Below are 20,796 nucleotides of genomic sequence, written 5' to 3' on the forward strand. Positions count from 1 at the left end.
AGAAGGATGTCCACTCTTAACAGAAAAAGGCACGAAGCCATTTCTGGCATACGCGCCTTTAAAACTTACTTATGAATCCACACGGCTCCAGCAGAGTTGTCCTTTGCTTCACCGACCACTTGGAATTTCAGGCCATGTTCCGGAACGATGCGTCCTGCATCAGGAATGAGGCTGTTAATGTATGTTTTAGAATCATCAAAAACAGAAATTCCCTTTAAACCAGGGTAGTTATAATCACCGCGGGTTGGCGAACTTACTTCCCATGCTGGTGCTTTGTCCAAGGAGAACGCAGCATCTGCAATCTGATATCTTGTGCTTTGAGATACTGTTTCTTTGCCGTCTAACAGACCGGTAATGGCTTCAGGATGTGAATCCACCACTCCAAGGAAACCTTCCCCTGGATGAACGCCAACCCAGTTGTCTGTGTGACTGTCATCAGCATACCAAACAACTAAACCAGTGTTATATTTTACTCCTCTTGAGTGGGCAAGAGCCGCATCGGAGCCTGAGTAGTTTCTCCACTCCAGATAATAATGGTTCTTCGCATAGCTGATTCCGTTGGAAACAATGAATCCGTCAAGAGTCATCTTAGACTCGCCTTCAGCATCGTCGGTAAAAATAACTTCCTCATCAGCCGTTACTGAAATATTATCAATAGCAAATCCATCTAATGCCAGTCCGCCATCTGTTACATATTCGAATGTCAGGCTAACTTTTTTACCGGCAAATTCGCTTAAGTCATATGTCTTATCTGCCCATTGTCCTTTTGAAGATTCAGCACGGGCATCGCCATCTGTATCATCATCACCAATTACATCGAGCTCAGCTTCTGTTCCATCGGCTGCTTTTGCAGTAACAGTCAGATAATCATAATCAAACTCAATATCATAATAAACTTTTGCACTAAAGGCAGCTTCTTTCGCATTTGTTAAGTCAAATTCAGGCGTCGTTAAAGTGGTATGAAGGTCATCACCCTTCGTGCTGTAGTAATATTTCTCGCCAAACGCAGGTGCAATCCCCTTAACTTCTTTTTCCGGAAGATTAACTTTTACAATTCCAGGGTTTTTAGATTTGGTTACACTTTGGTCAATAACAGTTGCCAAACCTTTATTATCAATATCTTCATAATTTACTTCCATAATATTAGCCCAGTTTCCGCCCATGCCTTTTTGGAAAAATTCTTTGTTTTGCGGTGAGAAACTAGTTGGTTCAGTACCTGCTATTTCGCCGTTCCAGCTGCCGCCGCTCATGATGGACCATGAAGCAACTGGCTCACCTTGGCCGGTATATTGCGTATCATACTCATCCGGCAATCCTAAATCATGTCCAAACTCATGGGCAAACACCCCGACCGCTCCGTCTTCAGGCTGAATGGTATAATCAAATGCACCCATTTTTCCGCCCCAATAATCTACCTTGGCTGTAGTATTCGGAACCGCAAATACTCCGCCAAGTGTCCAGCGGTGAGACCAGATGGCATCATCACCAAGCGCACCGCCGCCAGCTTCCTGTCCTGTGCCGGCGTGGATAATCATGAGGTGATCAACTAATCCATCAGGCTCATTAAAGTTACTATCTCCATCTAAATCATATAGATCAAATTCATCATATTCCGAAAGATCCATTCCAGCGTTTACAGCAGCTTTTAAAGCCTCTTTTACTAAGTCGCGAGGTCCAAGAGGTGATAGATTATCATGACCTCCGTTAGGACTATCATCACCATAATCGCTCGCATTCCCAGGGACCGTCAGCCATTCTGACACAGTGCCATCCACAGTGTAGCTGCCGCCGGATTGCTCTTCATAAAACTGCTTGAACGTTTTTACTTTATCTCCATTAAATAATTCAAATTCAGTATCGCCAAACATCAGCTTCTCATAGTGCTCTTTGTTGAAATCCTCAGCGTACATATATCCCTCTTCCTGAGTTACATTGTTATGCTTGAAATCTTCAAATTCAGTTAGAAGCACAAGCACTTTGTCTGTTCTGACATCACCATTGTAGTTTGCTTCGTTGGCCGGATCTACTTTTACATAGCCGTCCGGTTTTCCCTTTTTATAGTTTTTATGGCCTTTATTCAGCTGCTTTGTCAGCTGTTCTTTTTGTTTCGTTAAGAAATCCTTTGTTTTCTTATCAAACTCATCATTATGGTCATGGGTATTTTTTGTACTTCCAGGCTGTTTTTCACCTTGTTTTTCTTTTATGTAATCCTTTACTGCCTTTTCTATTTCTTTTGAGGAAGCATCCTTTTTAACTAATCCTCTTTCTTTTAAAGCCTTTCCCAGCCTGTCTTCATTCACAATGTTCAAATCAATCGGTGCAGAAAGTTCATCTGCTGAAACTTTTGAAGGAGCTGCTGTTGTCCCGGCAAAAGATCCCGCAAATAGTGCAGCTGCCATCATCGTGCTGGCTGTAATGGAAGATACAACCTTAAAAGGTTTATTCTTATTACTCATTCTAATAGCCTCCCGTTTAAATTTTCTAAATTTTTGAATTGCGAGATTAATTCTATCAGACTAAAATAATATTTTTAATAGTCTAACAATACTGTTATTTTAATATTTTGATAAAATAATAGCGGGTAAATGTAATCAATTTATTCGTCACAAGGAATATAATTAGGTATTTACACCTATTTGCGGTAAGCACAAAAAGAGCATCAGACTGATCTGATGCTCCCTTCCTGTTATTTATTCAATTTTGTAATTCTTCCTTCAACCGCTGGATTTACTTCCTTTTGTTCCATAATGTAGTTGATTAAAGCATCAAGGTCGACGATATCCACAGTGCGGTTCTTGCCGTTTAAAAGGGCGCTATAGCCGTCTCCGCCATCAGCCATATAGTTGTTTACCGTCACAGAATATTCTTGTTCTGCAGCGATTGGCGTTCCATCGGTCTTTACTATAGATACGATACGATACGATACGATCTCCAGCAGCTCACGAAGTGTTTCATCGACTACATTTGCCGCAACATACAGAATTCTTTACCTAATAAAATACAGCACCCTCAAAGGATGCTGTACGATTTCGAGTAGTATCATTATACTTTCAGTTACTATTTTCAAGGTCTTCCCCTACTTTAAATGCACAACCCCTAAACTCTTATTACTGGGTTGGCTGATCTATGGGAATAGTAAGGTTCACAATTGTCCCTTTCCCCTTTTCACTTTCAAACGTGATTCCCGCCTTATGTTCATCCACAATCTGCTTGGTAACCATCAGCCCTAAACCGGTTCCATCCGGCTTAGTTGTATAAAATGGATCCACGACCCGTTCCATATTTTCAGCATCGATCCCGCAGCCCTCATCTTTAATGCTGATCAAAACCTGGTCACCCTCCGCCACTTTGGCCGAAATCAGGATCGTGCCGCCTTTTGTCATAGATTCCATCGCATTTTTGACCAAATTAATAAAAGCCTGCTTCAGCATATTTTCGTCACACTGAACTTTGGGGATAGATTCCAGATTTTCTGTTTCAAGACGGATGTTCTGAGTGGCTGCCTGTTCATGTATGATCGAGATGACATAGTTAATCAATGCATTCAGTTCAACTCTTTTAAACATGGGCAGCCTTGGCTTGCTTAGGATCATAAGGTCATCGGCAATCAGATTAATACGGTCGATTTCCTCAATCATGATTTTATAGCGGTCCTGGTCTTCTGGGTGTTTTTCCATCTGCAGCTGAGTAAATCCTCTTAACGCTGCTAAAGGATTTCTAACTTCATGACCGACTGCCGAAGCCATCTGTCCGACAGCAGCCAGCTTTTCAGTCTGGCGCAGCTCCTGGAAAACATGTGTCAGCGAGTGAATATAGGAATAGAAGCGGGTCAGCAGAACATATGAAACACTTGAAAAAATAGCCATAAGCACGATTGGTACCATTACCTTCTGGCTGCTCAACAGTAAACCAGCCAGAAGATACTTCGCAATCATTCCGCCGGTTACTATCCAAAAATAGCGCTTATTCACAAAAATCGGTGCAAATATAATAAATAAAAGTTCTACTGCGCTTCCGCTCTGAAATTCCTTCGACTCACCGAAATAGATCAGCATGCTGTTGCTAAAATCTATCAGGAAAAAACCTGCAAAAAATAAGTATTTTACCTGAAAAGGGCGTTTTGTCCTGATTAAATACAGCGCTAAGGGCAAGAGCCCGATAATAGACAGATAATACCCCCATCCAAGCCCGCCCTTTGGCAGCCCGGTACTGCCGCCAGTGTTGAGGGGAAGCAGATAATAATAAAACAAATCATAAAGTGTTAAAATAATATAGAATAGCCATATAAAAAGCTTAATTGCTTTTGTTTCTTCTTTTATCAAAGTCTGTTGATTAAAGCCTTTCATTTCCATGCTCCTTGGTTAACTCTATTAATAATATGTCTTTAGCACTATTATATACGTTTATGTCGAAACATGTATATATATGTTATATTCTTAAACTTCAAAAAAACGGCCATGGTATATCCAGGCCGGTTTGCGATTATAATTAAGGTTTTAAGATAACTTTAATGCAGTCATCTTCATGGTCATTAAAAATCTTATACGCCCGATCAGCTTCTTCGAGCGGAATCTGATGAGTAATGATAGACTTCGGATCGAATTCCTTATTCGTTATTTTTTCGAATAGCTCAGGCATATAGTGCACAACGGGAGCCTGGCCCATTTTAATGGTGATATTTCTCGAGAAAAATTCCTCCAGCGGGAACATATTATAAGTCAGCCCGTACACACCGGTAAGCTGGACAGTTCCAAATTTACGGACTGCTTTCGTCGCGATTTGGATCGGGCCAAGCGTTCCGCCCTGGAGCTTAAGCTTCTGTTCGATTTTTTCCACAGCGGATTTCTTCCCGTCCATGCCGACGCAATCAATGACGACATCAGCTCCGCCCTGGGTAATTTCTTTTAGATAAACTCCCATGTCATCATATTTCGTAAAATCATAGACTTCCACATCATTGATGAGCTTGGCGTGATTGAGGCGGTAATCGAGATGATCTACTGCAATTACCCGTTTAGCGCCTTTCATCCAGGCAAATTTCTGGGTCATTAACCCGATGGGACCGCAGCCGAGGACGACGACCGTGTCTCCCGCTTTAACGCCTGAATGTTCCACGCTCCAATAAGCTGTCGGCAGCACATCCGATAAAAAGAGCAGTGATTCATCCTCCAGCTCGCACGATTCCGGGATAACAAATGGCATGAAATTGCCAAACGGCACCTTTAGAAACTCTGCCTGGCCGCCCGGATGGTTTCCGTATTTCTCGGTATAGCCAAAGTAACCGCCTGAATCATTATGCGGGTTCGAATTATCACACTGGCTTTCCATATCATGCTGGCAATAGTGGCAATGCCCGCACGACACATTAAACGGGATGACCACCCTGTCGCCTTTTTTTACCCGTGTCACATCAGGACCTGTCTCCTCCACGATTCCCATGGGTTCATGCCCGATAACATAGCCTGGCCGCAATGGCATATTTCCCTGATATAAATGAAGGTCCGATCCGCATATGGCAGTTGACGTGATTCGGACAATGATATCATCCCGTTTTTCAATTCTGGGATCCTCGACATTTTTCACTTGAATATCTTTCGCTCCCTGGTAGGTAACAGCTCTCATATTTCACACTCCTTTATTGACTTAATAGGGTATACCCTCCTCCGGGCTCAAATAACTCCATTTATATCCAATTTTAAATTGAAATCTTTTCCTTAAAAGTTAAATTTATTTTAATTTAGAAAAATAGTACAAAAGACCAGTTTAATTATTCTGAATTTTGTAAATATAATAGAGTCACAGCTTTTTAGCTGTAACCATACATATTATGAGAGGAGATTTTGGATGAAGAAAAAAAGAGTCATTGGGTCAGCAGTACTAAGTGCAGTAATGGGACTATCTGTATTTGCGTCAGGGGCATTCGGTCAGCAGTTTGAGGGCAATGAAACCTATCGGGTCGTCATTCAGGGCCCAAGTGCAGAAAAGGCAAAGGCAAAATCGAACTATGGAGTCCGATGGGATTTTGGCCAGAATGGTTTTACTACTACGGTTAATGCTAAACAGTATCAGGCTCTTTTAAAAAATAAAAACTTAAAGATTGATAGGGTTGAAGAAATTAAGAATTCTCCAGTGACAGCAGCAAAACCTGGATCGGGGGCTGCATCAGTTCCGGCAGACGGTACACCTTGGGGAATTGAGGCCATTTATAATGACAGCTCCATCCAAAGCACTTCAGGCGGAAATGGGGTAAAAGTTGCCGTGCTGGACACAGGGGTAAATACGGCGCATGCTGACCTTGCTGGACAAGCTGAACAGTGTAAAGACTTTACACAAAGAAAGACACCTTTAATTGACGGAAGCTGCGGAGACAAGAACGGACACGGGACACATGTTGCGGGTACTGTACTGGCTCATGGCGGCGCTAACGGACAAGGCGTTTATGGGGTGGCTCCAGACGCAGATCTCTGGGCATATAAGGTGTTAAATGACAGAGGATCAGGGTATTCTGATGATATCGCCGGAGCTATTAAGCATGCGGCCGATGAAGCGGTCCGCACAGGATCTAAAGTGGTCATTTCCATGTCATTAGGTTCAAGCTCTAAGAGCACATTGATTGCAGATGCAGTTGATTATGCCTACAGCAAAGGTGTCCTGGTAGTTGCTGCTGCCGGAAATGATGGTCCTGCCGTTAACACAATCGGCTACCCTGGCGCATTGGTGAATGCTGTTGCAGTAGCCGCTCTGGAAAATGTTCAGCAAAATGGTTCATACCGTGTTGCAGATTTCTCATCAAGGGGCAACCCTGCTACTGATGGCGACTACCTAATCCAGGAGCGTGATGTCGAGCTGTCTGCACCAGGCAGAGCGATTGAATCCACATGGTATGATGGCAGCTACAGCACAATCAGCGGCACATCCATGGCTACTCCTCATGTATCCGGACTGGCTGCTAAGATCTGGGCTCAGAATCCATCCATGAGCCACACCCAGCTTCGCACCGAGCTTCAGAACCGGGCCAAGCAAAATGATATTCTTGGCGGAACAGGAGCTGCAGCTGGTGACGATTATGCGTCGGGCTTTGGCTTCCCGCGTGTAAAGTAAGAGAATAATAGAAAAGCTTGGACATTTACGATCCAAGCTTTTTTTGTGTTCTGATTTTTATTGAAACTACTGCATAACAGCATGCTTTTTCTGCTTTCTGTTATAAATGATTTTGGACAGGCTGACACTCACCTCATACAGCAGCAGGAGAGGCAATGTGACCAATATATCTGAAATAAAATCAGGCGGTGTGACTAAAATGGCCACCACAATCAGCACGAAATAGGCATACTTCCTTATCTTCTGAAGCGAATAGGGATTGAGGATGCCAAGACTGGTCAGGAACATAATCACAACCGGAAGCTCGAACAGAAAGCCGAATGGCAGTGTTAAATGCAGCACGAATTGAAAGTATTTTTCCGTTGTAAAAAAGGCGGTGAACATATCTCCGGATAAGGTCATTAAAAAATTCAGAACCAGCGGCAAAAGGATGAAATATCCGAATGCTATACCGGTAATGAACAGGAAAAATAACGCGGGAATATAGGATAAGGCCACCTTTTTCTCCATTCCGGTAAGCGCCGGGCTGACGAACAGCCAAATTTGATGGGCAGCTACCGGGATGGCGGCTGCAATGGCGACCACAGACGCAAGCATAAAATAGACCCATAGAATCTCAGAAGGACCAAGAACAGCCAATTTAAAGTCCAGATCTTTAACCAGCCACTGGTAAATGTCGCTGACGAAAATAAAGGATAGTGCCAAGAACGCTATGAAGACAGCTGCTATAATCATAAGCCTCTTCCGGAGCTCTTCAAAATGCTGGAGGACATTCACTGCCTCATTATTCATATTAATCACCTCAATATAAAAGGAAGGAAGATATCTCCCCCTTCCCTATTCATTCTTATAGCAATTCTTTTTTCTTTTCTTCCGGCTGTTCGTCGGAAACAAGTTCGCGTGTGGATTTCTTGAATTCTTTCAGGGTTGTGCCGAATGCCCTGCCGATTTCTGGAAGCTTGGATGGGCCGAAAATGATCAGAGCCAGCACAAGAACAATTATCAATCCTGGTATCCCGATATTTGATAGCATGGTAACCTCCTAGTATTTGAAGCCTGTAATCGCCACAACACCCGGACGCGGCATGGTGTCTCCCTTGCGGTGCGGCCATTTGCTTGTCAGATTGTTCAGGTCTTCCGTCTCTTCTCCCGGATGCTGAATGGACAGGAACAGGGTTGTTTCGTTTGGTGTAAAGGATGGTCCAGTTAGTTCTGCTTCAACAGGAGCTGAGGCAAACTGAAAGGCTTCTCCTGTATTTTTTCCGATTGTCGGGATGACGAACATGCCATTGTTGGCAAAATGCGTGTAGATTCCTGTATTCAGTTTGCTTGATGACATATCTGTTACAGTCCAGAGATTGCCAAGGCTATCGAAAGTCAGATTATCAGGTGCACTAAAGCCGCTCTGTTTTCCTCCGGCTGCGAAGATTTCAAAATCAAAAGCCAGTGCCCCCAGGTCATCTCCCTCTTCGATAAATCTAGTAATATGACCGTGGAAGTTGCCATGTTTATCATTGTTTGTGTGGGCAATGAATACCGTTTTATCGAACGGGCTGATTTCCACATCTTCTGGACGGTCAGTAGGTGTTCCTCCAACAAGCAAAGCTGCTTCATGGCAGTGAACAGCCACATCGGCCTGTGTTTGGAATTTATTTAAAAGATCTGCATTCCCCTTGACGGCTGTCTGCACATTTTCGATAGTTAATGGCACCCATTTTCCGCTGCCCATATTAGCCACATAAAGTGTCCCTTCTTCAAGAAGGTCTGCGTTGGCTTTCCCGCGGGACTTTACATATTTATTTTTGCTGATGAATTTATACACGCATGCATCTTTCTTATCATCGCCCATATAAACCACAACCCGATTGTCATTGGTCAGGCCGACTGCTGCATTTTCATGGTTGAAGCGACCAAGGGCGGTGTGCTTGCGCGGCTTGAAATTAGGATCAAATGGATCGATCTCCACAATCCAGCCATAATGTGTATCATTTAATCCTGCATCCTTTGATGTAGATTCAAAATTCTCCTCAGCTGATAAAACCGTGCCCCACAATGTCATGCCGCCAGAACAATTGGCAAAAGTCCCCTGTACATTCGTTGCACCGCCCACTGCTTTTGAACCTTTGGCAGGGCCTGTAAGCTGGAACGGAGTCAAGCCTGTAATACGGCGCGCATATTTGGAATCTGTGTCCATTTTCCAGGTACCTTCTTTATCTCGGTATACCTCGATAATCGACCCTCCCTGGTTGTAAAGCATTTTCTGAATTTGCGCTGCTGTATACTTGCCGTTTGCCGGCCTTGCACCATGAACAAAAAGATCGCTCGAATATTCATGATTCACCCATAAGAGGCCACGCTTGTCCTTATCAATTGGAAAATATAATGTAAAGTCATTGTTAAAGCCGAAAGTATCGCCTTTTTTGTTAATGACATCTCCATAGGCTGCCACAACATCGTATTTGTATCCATGCGGCAAAACAAGGTCGTCTTTATCTGTCGGGTCAATCGGCTTAAAATTTAAACCAGAGATTTTCTTTTGGAATCCGAATAAATGGGAGGCTGCCTCAACACCCTTAGCTTCCGCTTTTGGAACCATTGCCCCCAAACCTGTCGAAGCTACAGTCAATGCTCCAACACCTGTACCTACATACGTTAAAAACTTGCGGCGATTCAATTCTGACATCCTTAGCACCTCTTCTTTTATATGTTTGCAGCGTATTTATGTATCTAACCCAAGTACAATACTAAAAGATGAATATTAAGAGAATGCTAAGAAATAACCTGAAAATTGTAAAAGTAGATTTAAAAATTGTAAAAAAAATGCCCGGCATCAGCCGGACATCCCTTATCTTTCTATTAAGATACTTTTTCTTCCTGAACTTTGTAGCCATCTTCCCAATACTCGGCGTTTTTGATGCCCAGCTTAGTAGAGTTAAATACTGGATCAAGTCCCTGCTTTTTCTGTGCTTCATAGTCTTTAAGCGCAATCAGTGCAGGTTTCGCAAGAATCAGAATGGCAATGAGATTCAGCCATACCATTAAACCAAGACCCGCATCTCCGAGTGCCCATGCAAGACCAGCTGTTTTGACTGCTCCATAGAAAGTGGATGCCAGTAAAACAAACTTCAGAATCAAAGTTGCGAGTTTAAGATTTTTACTTTTAATTAAATAGGTAACATTCGTTTCTGCCATGTAGTAATAAGCCATTATGGTTGTAAAAGCAAAGAAGAACAGTGATACAGCAACAAATCCTGCACCGAATCCCGGCAGTACTGATTCAACAGCAGCCTGTGTATATCCTGGGCCTGCTTCTACTCCAGGCAGGTTTTCTACTAAAAATGTTTTTCCATCAGTTCCAACTGTATTAAACATTCCTGTAAATAAAATCATAAAGGCTGTTGCGGAACATACAAGCAAAGTATCAATATAAATAGAAAATGCCTGAACTAACCCCTGCTTTACAGGATGAGAAACTTCTGCCGCCGCCGCCGCATGAGCACCGGTACCTTGACCAGCTTCATTTGAATAAATTCCACGCTTAACTCCCCATGCAATCGCACTTCCTACGAGACCGCCAAAGATAGAGTCCGCAGCAAAAGCACTCCGGAATATCAAAGAGAATACTGCAGGCAATTCACCGACATTCATGCCTATAATAATTAGGGATACCAGGATATATCCTACAGCCATGAAAGGAACAACATATTGGGCAACTGTTGCAATTCGCTTTACTCCACCGAAGATAATTAAGCCTAAGAGTACAATTATAATTAGGCCAGTAACACTTTTATTGATTCCAAATGCGTTCTCCATACCCAAAGCAATAGAGTTGGATTGAATGCCAGGCATCAATAATGCCATTGCAAGCAAAGCAGAGATGGCAAAAAGAACAGCAAACCATTTAACCCCTATTCCTTTTTCAATATAAAATGCCGGACCCCCGCGATAGAGCCCGTCTTTCTTTTCTTTATAAATCTGGGCAAGGGTTGACTCTATAAATGCTGTAGCCGCTCCGATAAAGGCCATTGCCCACATCCAGAATACAGCTCCCGGTCCGCCCATTGCAATTGCAGTGGCAGTACCGGCTATGTTCCCAGTTCCTACACGGCCAGAAAGAGCAATAGATAAGGCCTGGAATGAAGAAACGCCCGATTCGGAACTTTTTCCCTGGAACATTAGCATAACCATGTCTTTAATATGTCTGACCTGAAGGAAACGAGTTAAGATTGTAAATAACAACCCTATTGCTAAACAGATGTAAATAACAGGTGTACTCCATAAAATGCCGTTTAGCTGATTAACAAAAGCTTCCAAACAACTTCCCCCTTTTTTAAATATATTCTGAATCTTTTTCCTATTAGGAATTATAGAATAAATACTGTTATATGACAATGTTTTTTTCACGGACTGTGGTAATAATGTCATAGAAATTTTATCTTTCCTGAAAAAAAGCTGTTTTTATCATAGTTAACAGGCTATATAAAAATTAGAGTGATAGCATAACCCTTCCTCTTTTTTGAAATTTTTAGTATCATATATTTAGGGAAACGAAATGTTGACCGGAAAGAAGTGTTTCAAACATGATAAAACAGACGAAAAGAAATTTAATGATCATGTGGTTTGCCAATTTTTTTGTGGCAGGCAGCATGACGATGGTGCTTCCCTTTATTTCGTTATATATAGAAAGCTTTGGCGACCATTCTCCAACCTATGTGCAGCATTGGTCAGGGTGGACGTTTGCGATCACATTTGTGACTGCGTTTCTTTTTTCACCTGTCTGGGGAAGAATCGGGGACCTATTTGGGCGCAAGAAAATATTGATTCTGTCAGGAATCGGTATGGGCATATCCATATTCCTGATGGGGTACGTGACAAACGTATGGCAGCTGTTTTTTCTCAGGCTGTTTACGGGAATTTTTACAGGCTTCATCGGAATGTCCCAGGCGTTTATTTCCACGCAGACTCCGAAGGAAATTGCCGGCAGTGTGATGGGGACACTGCAGACCGGAAGCATTACAGGTTCATTGATGGGCCCTCTTCTCGGCGGAGTCCTCGCTGATTTATTCGGATTTGCAGATACCTTTAAATGGACCTCCATCGCCATCTTTGTTTCTGCCTTTCTTGTCTTTTTTACAAAAGAACACAAAGTTCAAACAAAAAAGGGCGAGAAAACAAGGTATTCAAGCAAGGCAGTCATCCAGCATATTATCAGCAATCCCGTCCTGCTGACAGTAATGCTGATATCAACCCTTGTTCAAATCGCACACTTCAGCATCCAGCCTATATTATCTTTATATGTCAGTGAATTGCATGGACCGGAAAATCTGGCGTTCTTTGCGGGAATTGCTTTTTCGGCTGCAGGGCTTGGCAATCTGCTGATGGCCAGGCAATGGGGAAAAATCGGGGACCAGCATGGCTATATAAAAACATTGGTTATTCTCCTCTTCCTCGCAGGCGTGTTTTATCTGCCGGGAGGATTTGTCTCAAACATGTGGCAGCTTGTTCTTGTCCGCTTTGCGCTTGGAATAACCATTGGGGGCATCATCCCTGTCCGCATCGCTTATATCCGCCAGGAAGCCCCGGTTGCCATGCAAGGTGAAGTGCTTGGCTACAACACAAGCCTCCGCTTTTTCGGCAACATCATCGGACCGGTCATCGGCGGTTTGGTCTCCGGCTATCTTGGCTTTTCTGCAGTCTTCGTTGTCACAAGCTTACTCCTCATCCTGAGCGGGCTGATTCTGCTCGGAGCGATGAACCGCCATCCCAAGCTTGCGAAGGATTCTTATTAATAACTGTAAAAGCTGCCCTAAGTGAGGCAGCTTTTCCTTATTCTTTAAAATGGCATACGCCCAGCTTATTGCCGTCAGGATCTTCAAACTCAAACCACTTTACCGTTCCGTCATCCTGGATTGGACCGGTTTTCACCTTATGCCTTGCCAGATGCTGATGTGCTTCATCAATATCGGAAACATAAAAGTTAAATGGCATATGGGAGGAAGGAATTACTTTTTCAGAGCGGACAAGGGTTAGAGGAGTTTCCCCGATTTCCAAGGCTGCATACCCTCCCTGGTCATCCCTCCATCTTACCGGGAAACCAAGCACTGTGCTGTACCATTTAATGGCTTTTCCAAAATCAGTTACCTGCAGAAAGACTGTATCGATTCTTGTAAACATTTCAGCCTCCATAAAAGGGATTTTATATGGACAATATTCAACATCTTCTTACAAAAACCTCCTGAAAAAATTAAAAAGCCAGCGTTTTCGCTGACTTTAATCTATTTTTTTGCTGCGTTGCTTGCGATATGGACAGCATCCCAGACACCCGCAAAAGGCGGGGCATAACAGAGATCCACCATGCCAAGTTCTTCTGCTGCCATATTATTATGGATGGCAACGGCAAATACATCGATTCGGAGGACTGCCCCTTTGTTGCCGATGGCGTGGGCTCCGAGGATTCTGTTTGTTCCTTTTTCACAGATCAACTTGATCCAGATAGGGGTCTGATTCGGGTAGTAGCTCGGATGATCTGCAGCTTTCACGAATTCAGTTGTATAGCTGATGCCAAGCTTTTTTGCATCCCCCTCGGAAAGTCCCGTTCTTCCGAGCTCCATATTAAAAATTTTAATCGCGGCGCTTCCCAGAGTTCCCACATATTTTTCATGGCTGCCGGCTATATTGGCCCCAGCCAGGCGGCCGCATTTATTCGCGTTTGTTCCCAGCGGAATATAATCATTTTCTTCAAGCACTTTGTGATAAACCTGGGCGCAGTCCCCCGCAGCATAAACACCTTCAATATTTGTCCGCATTTCACGATCGATGATGATGGCTCCATTTTTCGCCAGCTCAATACCCGATCCTTCCAGAAACTTCGTAGCAGGCTTTACACCTGCAGCAACAAGCACTAAATCGGCTTTATAAGTTCCTTTGTCTGTTTTGACACTCTCCACTTTCCCATTGCCGCTGAAGCTCTCTACCTTTTCTCCCAGGTTCAGTTCTACACCCTGATCACGAATTTCTTTTTCAGCGATATCTGTTATTTCCTTATCGAAAGGAGCCAGGATTCTCTCGCCCATTTCAATGACACGCACATTTTTGCCGAGGGTTTTCATCGCTTCGACCACTTCGATTCCAATATAGCCTCCGCCGACAATGACAACATCTTTCACTTCTGATTTGCGGGAAATTTCTTTTAGTGCCATCCCATCTTCCATTGTTTTCAGCACCTGAACGTTCTCAAGATCGGCTCCAGGAAATGGGGGCATGATGGGAAACGTGCCTGTTCCGATCATCAGCTTATCATATGTATCTGTAAACATTTTTCCAGATGCAAGGTCTTTAACCGTTACTTCCTTCTTGTTTGTATCCACTTTTAATACTTCATGCTGAAGATGTGTTTTGATGTTCCTCTCCGAAAATTGCTCCTGTGTTCTTGCGATCATTTTCCGGTAATCATCATTTTCTCCAGATATATAATAAGGAAGACCACAGGCACCGTAAGATAAAAATTTGCCTCTTTCATAGACGGTAATTTCAGCTTTTTCGTCCATTCTCCTTAATTTCGATGCGGCTGACATACTTGCAGCCACCCCGCCAATGACCAGCAGTTTCATCGGAATCTCTCCTTACGTTTCATTAAGGTATTCTAGATAGGTTTCGTTAAAAGGTTAAAATTATTCAAAATTGCTATACCCTTATAGCTATCCCATTTTGGCTATTTTAAAACGTTTTTCAAGACTTCTTCCGTTACTTTTCGAACAATGCTCTCGATCATTTCTTCCGGCAGGCCGGGGGCTGTCCGGATTTTCTTTTCACTTCCCGGAACCGGTATTCCGCCTGTATTAATGCCCATTTTCTCACGGATTGAGATCAGATCTGCAATTTGTCCTGTGCTTAGTTCGTTTGACTTCTGCATGATGTGTTCGGAATACAGCAGCATAAGTGCATAGTGTTCCAGTGACTCCATCCGAAAATAGGCCTCTGTGATGTCCCTGCCCCAGGTTAGTGCGCCATGGTTTGCAAGAAGAACGGCATTGTAATCCCTGCAATATGGGGCAATTGAATCGGGCACTTCCTGTGTACCCGGTGTGGCATACGGGGCAACCGGCACTTTGCCAAGAAGGACGATCGCTTCCGGTGATACAGGTTTTTCAAGGCTGATTCCGGCTATGGCAAACGAAGTGGCCACAGGCGGATGGGCATGGACAACTGCTTTTGCTTCTAGATTTTCCTGATACACTCTGAGGTGCATCTTTACTTCGGATGAAGGCTTCAGATTGCCCTCAATCACATTGCCTGAAAGATCCACTTTGACCATCATTTCTGGGGTCATAAATCCTTTGCTTACTCCGGTTGGTGTTGTCCAGAGTTCATGGTCGCCCACCTTAATGGAGATATTCCCGTCGTTAGCTGCAACGAAGTTTTTATTGTACACTCTTCTGCCGATTTCGCAGATCAGCTCCTTTGCTTCCTGATCGCTTATATATGTATTTTGAACAGCCATGGCTGTCAGCTCCCTTCCTATTCACATCCACTCCTTATTGTATATTCAAAAGTGATTTGCATCAGCATTTTTTATCAGATTTCATCTTTCGTTAAAATATGATCATTTCCGCGGAAATATTTTGTAATTCGCGGAAATTCATTCTACTCAAAAAAAACCGCCCGATCAGAGGATCGGACGGTTCTTCGGGGGTATGATGCTGCTTGCTTACTTCACACGAGGGTATCCAAATCCTGATGCATAGTCGTCACCAGCTGCTGCTCCGTATCCGCCTTTAATGTCATATTGCTTTGCACGGTTTTGAAGCTCTGTGCGAAGCTGAGTATGGCTCATGGATGGGCTGGAAGACCAAATTTTTGCTGCAAGGCCAGCTACGTGAGGTGTAGCCATGGATGTTCCGCTGATCGTGTTGTAGCCTCCGTTATACCACGTCGACTCGATGCTTGCTCCCGGTGCAGACACTTCTACATCTTTTTCCTGAATGACATAGTCGCCGTCAGTGCTAGGGTTTCCTCGGGACGAGAAGTTGGCTACACGGTATGTACCGTTTTGCTGAACGTTTTCAAGGGCTGCAACCGCAATCGCATTCTTTAATGCTCCAGGATAGCCGATTGTATTAGCGCTGTAGCCGGAGTTTCCTGCTGCGGCAACAACAAGGACACCTTTGCTGTAGGCATAATCAACCGCACTGCTGATTAAAGAATCTTTGCCGCTTGAACCAAGTGACATATTGATGACCACTTTTGATCCTGTTCGGGATGCTTCGTCCGCAACGTGGCGGATTGCTGCTGCAATATCATCTGAGTAGCCTGAGCCATTATCGCCAAGTACCTTGTATGCCCATAATTTCGCCTGTGGAGCCACTCCATAAATTCCCTGGCCGTCGTATCCCCCATGTGCTAAAACCGTCCCAGCTACATGTGTACCATGTCCCTGGCGATCAGTACATGAGCCATTTACAATCGGGCTGGTTTGAGTGAAATCCTTACATTGCTCTGCAGAGCCTTCCAGGTCAATATGACTTGTATAAACGCCTGTATCAAGAACAGCAACCTTAATGCCGCTTCCTCCTGACGTACTGGTAATGCTGCTGTTATTATAGATGGAAGCAATTCCCCATGGTGTCTGATCACTAGGATATCCTGCTGCCTGAATAGAAACCGAATCTTTCTTGGACGCTTCTGTTCTGGCAGTATCAAGAGTAACTTCGCTTACCTTTTCAATCTTTAAGTTCTTATTTTTCAGAAGTGCCTGGTATTGTTTGGCATTGACTTCTGCAGTCATGCCATCGCTGCCAAAATCCCAGCGCTTGTCCACCTGTGAATTCACAGAAGCTTTAGCATTTGACGGCCCCTGGATCAATACCCGGTAGGTTTCGTTTTGAGTCTCTGGTTCTTTTGCAAATGCCCCCGCTGTGAAAACTGATAAACCCATGGTCATACTTAGAAGTGCTGCTCCTAATGCCCTTTTTTTCTTCATCTTTTTTCTCCTCTCGACTCTATATTTTTTCTGTCGTTTCTTGTTGTATTTAAAGTATATTTAAAATATTCAGACTCTAACAATATGCTAAATTATTTAATTATCAGACTTTAGAATCAGGCACAGAAACATAGTTTCTCAAAAAGTATCAGGTATTTTGAAGGGTTTACAAATAGTTTCTACTATTCATATGTTGTTTACTTCATAAATTTTCCATGAATAAAGGAATTACCCCAAATTAAATAGTGCATTTGATCGATGAAAAGAGTTAAATTACACTCTATATTTATTGGAATCGGGGATATTCTCCTAGTTAAACGCTTTAAAGATATGAAGAATAGAAGTGCTAGCATGAAAATGCCTCCTGACCACTTGGCCAGGAGGCGGTATTCTTCCTATTAAAACATTTTAGACAGACTTTCAGTGAACGGTGCATAAGCTATGCCATTCTCCGTTATTATGCCTGTGATCAGTTCATTATCTGTTACATCGAATGCAGGATTATAGGTTTGCACACCTTCTGGCGCCATCGGCTTTTCATACCATTTAGAAGTAATCTCTTCTGAATCTCTTAATTCAATATGGATATCGTCCCCTGTTTTGCATGCGAGATCGACTGTTGACAGCGGGGCACAAACATAGAAAGGTATATTATAATGTTTTGCGAGAATCGCAACGCCTGATGTTCCAATCTTATTGGCAGCATCCCCATTGGCTGCAACACGGTCACAGCCGACAAGTACCGCTTGAACCTTGCCTTCTTTCATAACGATGCTGGCCATATTATCGCAGATAAGCGTAACATCGACACCTGCTTCTTCGAGCTCCCATGCAGTCAGGCGGGCCCCCTGCAGAAGCGGGCGAGTTTCATCGGCATATACTTTAAAATTATATCCTTTTTCCTGCCCTAAATAAATCGGAGCAAGAGCTGTCCCATATTTAGCGGTGGCAATCGTACCGGCATTGCAATGTGTTAGAATGCCCCATCCAGGCTCAAGAACAGAAAGCGCGTGCTGTCCGATCGACTCGCACACCTTTTCATCCTCAGCTCGTATTTTTTCTGCTTCCTTTTTCAGGGCTTGCTTTATTTCTGCTGCTGCTTTGCCTTCTTCCTTCTGGAAACGGGCTTCCATGCGGTCGAGCGCCCAAAACAGATTAACCGCAGTTGGCCGTGATGACGCCAGGTATTCCTTCGCCTTTTTAAAATCCTGATAAAGTTCTTCATAGCTCGCTGCCGCTGATTGCTTTGTACCCAAATAGACCCCGTAAGCCGCCGCTATTCCAATGGCAGGTGCACCGCGGACCTTTAAATGATAGATTGCATCCCAAATATCCTTTAACTCTTTCAAATGCAAAAAGTTCTTTTCATTCGGCAGAACTGTTTGATCTAATAGAATGAGCGTGTCGTTTTCATCGTCCAATCTGACAGACTGGATGACATCCACTGGTTTTCCCATCATACTGCCTCCTTTAGAATCTTTTTTCACAGTCTTTTAGAACACGTACAAATTTTGCTCCTGTTTTAAAAGATTCCCTATCCATAATAAACATTTTTCCGGCTGCCAGACAAATCTTTTCCGCTGCAGCTCTGCTGCTGTAATCTTCAATGGATGTGACATCCTTTACAGATGCCAGCCCGATAATTCTCCTGCACAGTTCAAGTCCGGCTGCAGCTGCTGTGTCACGCAGGACTGTATCCAGATAATATTCTTTAAACCCCTCATAACGGGCTGTTTGCTCAGTCGCTTTCTCATCCCATGTCTGCAGGAATTTCTTTTTGAACAAGTCGATAATATCTTCCATTGTATTTTCGAGATATTCCAGTTGAACCTGTCTTGCTTCATCATCTGCCATTGTATATTTCGCGTTCACATAGGCGAAAATCAGGTTGGCGATCACATTGCCGACATCGTAGCCGGCTGGGCCGCAGAAAGCGAATTCGGGATCAATGATTTTTGTAGAATCTTCTTTTACAAAAATCGAGCCTGTGTGCAGATCGCCATGAAGCAGGGACTGGGCATGGGTCATAAACTCAAATTTAAGCTTTGCAGTTTCAAGCTGAAGCTTTGGATCATCCCAAATTTCCTTTTTGGCAAATTCCCTGGTGCCTTCAAACACTTCATTTCTCGGACAGTCGTAAAACGGTTCTGTGAAGACGAGGTCCTCTGAAATTTCGCACAATTCCGGGTTGATGAATTTTTGGACCAGCTCTTTCTTTTCCTTATGCCCCATTACGACATCGGAAGTAAGCAATAGGGTATTTACCAGAAAAGTCGAGATATGGTCAGCAAACAGCGGGAATTTTTCATGCTGCATTAAGGCTGTTCTCATTATGGTGTAATCAGACAGATCCTCCATTGCAGTACAGTTCATTACGGGATCGTAGCTAAACACTTTAGGCACGAAACCTGAAGCGAGTTTGTTCTGAAGATCCAGAATTTCGTATTCAATGCGGTTGCGGTCAGGAGACAGCTTAAATTCATCAGAGATTCTGGCAACCGGTCCAGCCTGTTTGATAATCAGTGACTTATTATGTTTATGGTCAGTCAGCTTGAACACATAGTTTAAATTGCCATCGCCAATTTCCCTGCAATCCAACTCTGCATCTGAAGCAAAGTAATTCAGTCTTGTTTTGGCATATTCAATGGCTTCCTGTTCAGTCATTGTAAAATAGGCGGATGTAAAAACAGTCATGCAAAAAGCCTCCAATACGAATCTTTTTGATAGTATTTATGATTTTGTTAATTTAATATATTTGAAAATATCTAAATACTATCACGTGACTGGGGGTTCGACAATCATTTTATATAAAAAAAGCCGCTTTATGAGCAGCTTCAATCATTTCATTTATTTAATGCTTCTAATCGCCTGCAGAACGTTCGAATATACTTCAAGAGATGATAAGTCAATGCCAAGGGTAACCGCTTTTTTCGCCAAATCCGGTCTGACACCTGTGGCAATGGTGCTGACGCCGATCAGCAGAAGGATGTTTCGGATATCAAAAATATGTTTGGCGATTTCAATATCTATATTCACCGTGCCGGAAAAATCGATAATTAAGGTTTCAATCTCCAGCTGGCTTACCCGCGGGACTGTCTTCTCAATGATGATTTGTGCCCGGTCATAGTCTATATTCCCGATCAATGGCAGGATTGCAATGCTGTCCTGAATCGGTACGATGGTTGCCGACAGCTCATTTACCTGGGATTGAGTCTCCTTTAATTGTTCCTCGGAGTGGCGCTCAAAAGCAAATACGGTTTCATTAATGCTGATGTCGAGTATGTAGTTTACTTTTTTCACAATAGAAATAACTTCTTCCGCTGCTAGCTCAAATTCTTTCCCTATATTGCGCAATCTATCAGTAAAAACTAGGCGAGTGTCCGGATATCGGGTGACAATATCGGAAATTTTCCCTCCCATGGAGGCAGCCCGTTCGCCGTTTCCTTTGCTCCATTCGACCAGTCCTTCAGGAACCCGATCTTCGCTATTCGCAATCATAGTTCCCAGAAAATTTATAAACTCAATATACATCGAAACGGCCGCATCAAATTCCTGTCTGGGAATTTCGAAACTGAACCGGCTTACGATTTCTGCAACAATCTCTTCGGATAATACCTCCGCATTTTGAGTAAGATACGCTGAAACTTTTTGAATAGGCTCCATCTCTGTGTATATCTCCTCTCTTTTGTCTTGCTTCGATTATATCTTACTATATC

Annotated in this window: 17 protein-coding genes; 2 read left to right on the forward strand and 15 right to left on the reverse strand. The window is 43.3% G+C overall.

What is annotated here, in order from left to right; all coding sequences use genetic code 11:
* Positions 1-65: 65 nt before the first annotated feature.
* The 4 genes from QUF73_12505 to QUF73_12520 form a co-directional block, all read right to left on the reverse strand.
* The gene (locus QUF73_12505; GenBank protein ID MDM5227026.1) at positions 66-2,456 is read right to left on the reverse strand and encodes an immune inhibitor A; all 2,391 of its coding nucleotides are present in this window, start codon (positions 2,454-2,456) and stop codon (positions 66-68) included.
* A 230-nt stretch (positions 2,457-2,686) separates the two neighbouring features.
* Entirely contained in the window at positions 2,687-2,905 is a 219-nt protein-coding gene (locus tag QUF73_12510; protein MDM5227027.1) for a 5'-nucleotidase C-terminal domain-containing protein, read from the reverse strand.
* Between the two features lie 202 nt (positions 2,906-3,107).
* Positions 3,108-4,346, reverse strand: a complete 1,239-nt coding sequence (locus tag QUF73_12515) for an ATP-binding protein (GenBank protein MDM5227028.1) — start codon at positions 4,344-4,346, stop codon at positions 3,108-3,110.
* Positions 4,347-4,488: 142 nt separating this feature from the next.
* Complete coding sequence (locus QUF73_12520) at positions 4,489-5,622, reverse strand: zinc-dependent alcohol dehydrogenase (GenBank protein MDM5227029.1); 1,134 nt, start codon at positions 5,620-5,622, stop codon at positions 4,489-4,491.
* Positions 5,623-5,844: 222 nt separating this feature from the next.
* On the opposite strand from QUF73_12520, the gene QUF73_12525 reads away from it, so the two are divergent.
* Complete coding sequence (locus QUF73_12525; GenBank protein ID MDM5227030.1) at positions 5,845-7,101, forward strand: S8 family serine peptidase; 1,257 nt, start codon at positions 5,845-5,847, stop codon at positions 7,099-7,101.
* A 66-nt stretch (positions 7,102-7,167) separates the two neighbouring features.
* Here the strand turns inward: QUF73_12525 and tatC are convergent, their stop codons facing one another.
* The 4 genes from tatC to QUF73_12545 form a co-directional block, all read right to left on the reverse strand.
* A complete protein-coding gene (gene tatC, locus QUF73_12530) occupies positions 7,168-7,893 on the reverse strand; it encodes a twin-arginine translocase subunit TatC (protein ID MDM5227031.1) in 726 nt (241 codons plus the stop codon).
* Positions 7,894-7,948: 55 nt separating this feature from the next.
* The gene (locus tag QUF73_12535; protein ID MDM5227032.1) at positions 7,949-8,134 is read right to left on the reverse strand and encodes a twin-arginine translocase TatA/TatE family subunit; all 186 of its coding nucleotides are present in this window, start codon (positions 8,132-8,134) and stop codon (positions 7,949-7,951) included.
* Between the two features lie 9 nt (positions 8,135-8,143).
* Complete coding sequence (locus QUF73_12540) at positions 8,144-9,784, reverse strand: DUF839 domain-containing protein (protein ID MDM5227033.1); 1,641 nt, start codon at positions 9,782-9,784, stop codon at positions 8,144-8,146.
* A 173-nt stretch (positions 9,785-9,957) separates the two neighbouring features.
* A complete protein-coding gene (locus QUF73_12545; GenBank protein MDM5227034.1) occupies positions 9,958-11,415 on the reverse strand; it encodes an alanine/glycine:cation symporter family protein in 1,458 nt (485 codons plus the stop codon).
* A 266-nt stretch (positions 11,416-11,681) separates the two neighbouring features.
* Between QUF73_12545 and QUF73_12550 the strand changes: the two genes are divergently transcribed.
* Positions 11,682-12,890: an MFS transporter gene (locus tag QUF73_12550; protein MDM5227035.1), complete on the forward strand. Its 1,209-nt coding sequence runs from the start codon at positions 11,682-11,684 to the stop codon at positions 12,888-12,890.
* 37 nt (positions 12,891-12,927) lie between these two features.
* Here QUF73_12550 and QUF73_12555 read toward each other — a convergent pair whose 3' ends face one another.
* From QUF73_12555 to QUF73_12585, 7 genes are all read right to left on the reverse strand, one after another.
* Positions 12,928-13,275, reverse strand: a complete 348-nt coding sequence (locus tag QUF73_12555) for a VOC family protein (GenBank protein ID MDM5227036.1) — start codon at positions 13,273-13,275, stop codon at positions 12,928-12,930.
* Between the two features lie 101 nt (positions 13,276-13,376).
* Positions 13,377-14,711, reverse strand: a complete 1,335-nt coding sequence (locus QUF73_12560; protein ID MDM5227037.1) for a CoA-disulfide reductase — start codon at positions 14,709-14,711, stop codon at positions 13,377-13,379.
* A gap of 101 nt (positions 14,712-14,812) precedes the next feature.
* Entirely contained in the window at positions 14,813-15,601 is a 789-nt protein-coding gene (locus tag QUF73_12565) for a class II aldolase/adducin family protein (protein ID MDM5227038.1), read from the reverse strand.
* Between the two features lie 207 nt (positions 15,602-15,808).
* On the reverse strand, positions 15,809-17,080 hold the full coding sequence (locus QUF73_12570; GenBank protein MDM5227039.1) for a S8 family serine peptidase: 1,272 nt from the start codon (positions 17,078-17,080) through the stop codon (positions 15,809-15,811).
* 398 nt (positions 17,081-17,478) lie between these two features.
* A complete protein-coding gene (gene mtnA / locus QUF73_12575; protein MDM5227040.1) occupies positions 17,479-18,540 on the reverse strand; it encodes an S-methyl-5-thioribose-1-phosphate isomerase in 1,062 nt (353 codons plus the stop codon).
* Between the two features lie 10 nt (positions 18,541-18,550).
* Complete coding sequence (gene mtnK / locus QUF73_12580) at positions 18,551-19,774, reverse strand: S-methyl-5-thioribose kinase (protein MDM5227041.1); 1,224 nt, start codon at positions 19,772-19,774, stop codon at positions 18,551-18,553.
* Positions 19,775-19,927: 153 nt separating this feature from the next.
* Positions 19,928-20,743: an STAS domain-containing protein gene (locus QUF73_12585; GenBank protein ID MDM5227042.1), complete on the reverse strand. Its 816-nt coding sequence runs from the start codon at positions 20,741-20,743 to the stop codon at positions 19,928-19,930.
* Between the last annotated feature and the right edge of the window lie 53 nt (positions 20,744-20,796).

The sequence above is a fragment of the Cytobacillus sp. NJ13 genome (assembly GCA_030348385.1).
Lineage (GTDB): Bacteria > Bacillota > Bacilli > Bacillales > Cytobacillaceae > Cytobacillus.